The following is a 3,964-nucleotide window of genomic DNA, read 5'->3' as shown; positions in this document are numbered from 1 at the left end:
TATTGTAGGGCGGCAGCATTTTTGCCAGTATTCCGGTTTTTCGTTCAGGGGAAATACGTTTCATTTGTCACTCCATCACCCTCAAGTTTATTTTCAAAGGGGGTGACAACTATCCTGACACTGAGGGCCGACCCCGAATATGATCCAGCCGTAGTCAGGAATAACCGGCTTCATGTTGGCCGCATATTCTGGCAACCGACAGACTTCTTAGCAAATTCAGATGGCGTCTGGTACTGGAAGCGCTCAGAGACTGCGCCGAATATGCTGGGCACCACCAGGATAGTTCACTGGATGAACCGGCTAAATCCATTGCCACTCCGGGAACATACACCGAAAGAGGGCAGACAATCATCACACAGATGCAGGTAGCATTACCGTGGAAAGAAGCGTCTAACGACATCTATGACGCCTTAACCTGTCGATGAAAGGAATGGGTATTCAAAACGATAATTGCAGCGTATTGACAAAGTGATAAATCATTTAAAAGAGACATAGATATCTGGTATCCAATTACCAATGTCAGATCCTCGCTCATAACCGCCTGATGCTATGCGGGGGATTTAGTGTCAGAATTGGATATTGCTATTCTCATGATATGTTCGTTGACGGAGAACACTTTGAACCAGAGCAAAGATGGATACCCACAGGGCCCGTTAGTACGAGCTGTGTGGGACTGCTGTGATGAGCTTTATCAGAAACTAGGTCGAGCACCCTCGCGACAGGAATTCAATGATGAAATTGGCAAACGCGAACCTCATCGTATAGGTATTAGCACCCATTCCCGCCAGTGGGGAGAATGGATGCGCCATCATAATTTCTCAACGTATGTTGTTGATGTTCCTGGTATAATTCCTGAAGAAATGCATTATCCGCAATATCTCCGCGTATGGTATGCCGTGACACAACTAAATTCCGCTTCTGCTAAAAATATTGTTCAGTGGATCCGTAACAGCAACGCCCCCCTGAAAGAGAGCGAGATTCGTATTCAACTGGATGCATTAACCGTTAATAGCAACTCCCGATATCGATATCTTGGTAGCCGGAAAAGCGCCCGGACTGACCTGGGTAGCCCATACGACTTGTTATTTCGTAGCGGAAACCTACGAAATACACGGTATGAACAGTATGTGCAGGAGCTGCACGGCATATGGGACATTGGCGATGATGGTAGGACGCCAATTCAGATTGCCGCCCCAAGGCCAGGCGATCGGATGGTAGTTGAAGTGAGAGATGAATTATTCAATGAATTGCCTGAAGATGAAGGTGACTTTCGCCTCAAAGCACTACGTGAGGTCATTATTCGAGAAGGGCAACCAGTATTTAGACGAAAACTCATTGAAGCTTATGAGGGTAAATGCGCAGTAACGGGCTGTTCAATCCAAGTGTTGCTTGAAGCTGCACATATCACCCCCTACGCAGGAGCTTGGCATACCCGTGCTCAGCATGGCCTGTTACTGAAAACAGATATCCATACTCTATTTGACCGTGGTTTGCTCTGGATTGATACCGAGTTGAAAATAAGGATATCAGAACAGTTGGCCGGGACAGAATATGCAGAGTTAGATGGCCGATATCTCAGGTTACCTAAAGATAAGCAAAACTGGCCGTTAACAACTCATCTGATAAATCATCGGCAATATTGGATTGAAAATCGTAATTATGTTGAAAGTGCTTAACGCTACTACTGTCTGCATCTCGCTCGCAGCGGACCTTTGGTTCAGATAGCGTGTCCGTTTCGTGCCATTAGCAGACGTTGCTAATGCCGCTGATGTATTAATCAATGGAGAGCGGGTCATATTTATAATATAAATTGACGGACACGCTGAGTTTTACAGGAACATCACCGATGAATATTACTGACTCCATTGCCATTTTGAGCGCTTGCCCATTGGTGAGTCTGGCGGCAGTGCCGGTAACCTTTTCCGAAACTGTCCTGGACGCCGCCGGGCCAAAAGGTCCTTTGAAAGGTACGTTACTCACCCCAAAACCAAAACCAACAGCCGCTGTTCTTATCGTTCCTGGCTCAGGGCCGACCGATCGAGATGGAAACAACCCGCTTGGTGTGTATGCATCGCCTTACCGACTTCTTGCTGAAGGCTTGGCTGCAAAAGGCTTTGCAACGCTTCGTATCGACAAACGTGGAATGTTCGCTAGCGCAATGGCCGTAGAGGATGCCAATGCGGTGACGATTGCTGACTATGTTGACGACGTTCGATCCTGGGTAAAAGTGCTTAGACGTCAGATGTACAACCCCTGTATTTGGGTTTTAGGGCACAGCGAAGGAGGCGTAGTTGCACTTGCCTCGGCTCAAGAAGAGGATGTGTGCGGCGTGGTTCTTATCGCAACGCCAGGGAGGCCGATGGGCGAAGTGTTGAGGAGACAACTTAAAGCTAATCCTGAAAACGAAATGTTATTAAAGCAAGCACTGCCGATAATTGATGCTCTGGAGCATCGGCGACGGGTCGATATTACAAATATGCATCCAGCACTGCAAAATCTCTTTAATCCTGCGGTCCAGGGATTTTTGATCAATGCGTTTTCATATAATCCATGTCAGCTCATTTCGACCATTTCCAAACCCGTGTTAGTGCTACAAGGGCAACGCGATCTCCAGGTGGAAGAAACGGATGCAAAACTGCTTAAAGCAGCGAATCCCCAAGCGTCCCTGGTTATACTGCCCAATATGAACCATGTTATGAAAGAGGTGATTTCGGACGATCGCAATGTGAATATTGCTTCATACGCTGAACCAGCGAGACCCTTAGCACCCGGTTTAATCGATTCGATTGAGCATTTCCTGATCCACAACCCAAATTCTGTCGAAAAATAACAACTGCTCTGCTCCCGGTGCCGTGCCTAAAAAAAGATTTACTTTTAAATAGTTCAGCATGCTTTAAAGCATTCGTCTGCTTTTCGCTCATACCAGCCCTTTCGCGTTACCGTTCACCTTGCTGCCCGCACTCTGACTCGCCCCAGTGTCCTGGGGACGGAAGGAGGCATTCAGCAGTCCGCCGTTCTTGCGAAAGGCATGGGATAGATACCCTCAATGCAGCTACCCGTGGCAAAAGAACCATGTACTCTTATTAATAATGTAACGTTGCATGATTTTATATTCTTTCCTGAATCCCCTTCGCAATAATCAATATTGTCCATGATATATATACTGTGTTTTTATTCAGTACAGTACAATAAATAAAGCCAGATAAGATCCTCACCTGTCATAACGGAAGGATGGAATAAACAGGAAGATTTTTAAAGAGCGCGGTATGAAAGTGTTACCAGCACTTCCACACCGCTAACCACAGACAACTAAACAGGAGTTGAATATGGCTGAGCAGAATTTTAAGCCAGAAAGTGCTATTGCCAAAATAGATTCTGATGAATCAGAAACGAGTGGTAAAAATTGCGAGCTGGAACGTAAAAAATCCGTTAAGCACTTGCAGAATAAATCCACACCGGAGTCACCACTACCGCTTGACCGCACGGAGTTTTATGACCGTATGCGGCATGACTATATCCCGCTCCAGGGTGACTGGCTTTCGCAGGCCGGATTTACGTCGGGTATGCCGATAAAAATCAGAGTGATGCCAGATTGCATTGTGATCACCGCCCAGAACAGCCGGGAGCTGTTCGGCTGTGCCGAAGGGTTAAGCGCGGCTCATTTCAGCAAGAAGAAAATGGACTTGTGGATCAAGACGTTCCCTCTCTGTCAGGATAGATGGCACCCCTATCGAAAATACTAATGACAAGATGGGACCCGATCGTGAAACGTATTTCACCAGAACGTAAATCAGCCGCACTGGCTAAATTACTGCCGCCCTACAACATGACCGTCATCGCAGTTGCACAGATGGAAGGGATATCAGAAGCTACCCTCTATAACTGGCGTAACAAGGCGAAAGCAGAGGGAATACCGGTGCCGGGTGCAGACAAAACCACAGACCAATGGTCAGCCGATGCCCGG

General features: G+C 47.0%; 4 protein-coding genes. All 4 read left to right on the top strand.

Annotated elements, in window-relative coordinates:
- The first annotated feature begins 617 nt into the window (after positions 1–617).
- Positions 618–1,676, top strand: coding sequence for an HNH endonuclease (locus GVK32_RS28360; protein ID WP_159874178.1), 1,059 nt, complete (start codon positions 618–620; stop codon positions 1,674–1,676).
- Positions 1,677–1,846: 170 nt separating this feature from the next.
- Positions 1,847–2,830, top strand: coding sequence for an alpha/beta hydrolase (locus tag GVK32_RS28355; RefSeq protein ID WP_159874176.1), 984 nt, complete (start codon positions 1,847–1,849; stop codon positions 2,828–2,830).
- A 496-nt stretch (positions 2,831–3,326) separates the two neighbouring features.
- The gene (locus GVK32_RS28350) at positions 3,327–3,743 is read left to right on the top strand and encodes a SymE family type I addiction module toxin (protein WP_159874174.1); all 417 of its coding nucleotides are present in this window, start codon (positions 3,327–3,329) and stop codon (positions 3,741–3,743) included.
- A gap of 20 nt (positions 3,744–3,763) precedes the next feature.
- Positions 3,764–3,964 (top strand): transposase (locus GVK32_RS28345; RefSeq protein ID WP_159874172.1); only part of this gene is annotated, 201 nt, incomplete at its 3' end.

The organism is Klebsiella sp. 18074 (assembly GCF_902705905.1).
In the GTDB taxonomy this organism is placed as follows: Bacteria; Pseudomonadota; Gammaproteobacteria; order Enterobacterales; family Enterobacteriaceae; genus Klebsiella; species Klebsiella terrigena.
Note: the sequence above shows the minus strand (reverse complement) of the source record. Positions and strands in the feature narration are given on the sequence as shown.

Bases quoted from the DNA above. Each gene is read 5' to 3' on its own strand.
- GVK32_RS28355 (WP_159874176.1), top strand. From the start codon at position 1,847: ATGAATATTACTGACTCCATTGCCATTTTGAGCGCTTGCCCATTGGTG.
- GVK32_RS28350 (WP_159874174.1), top strand. From the start codon at position 3,327: ATGGCTGAGCAGAATTTTAAGCCAGAAAGTGCTATTGCCAAAATAGAT.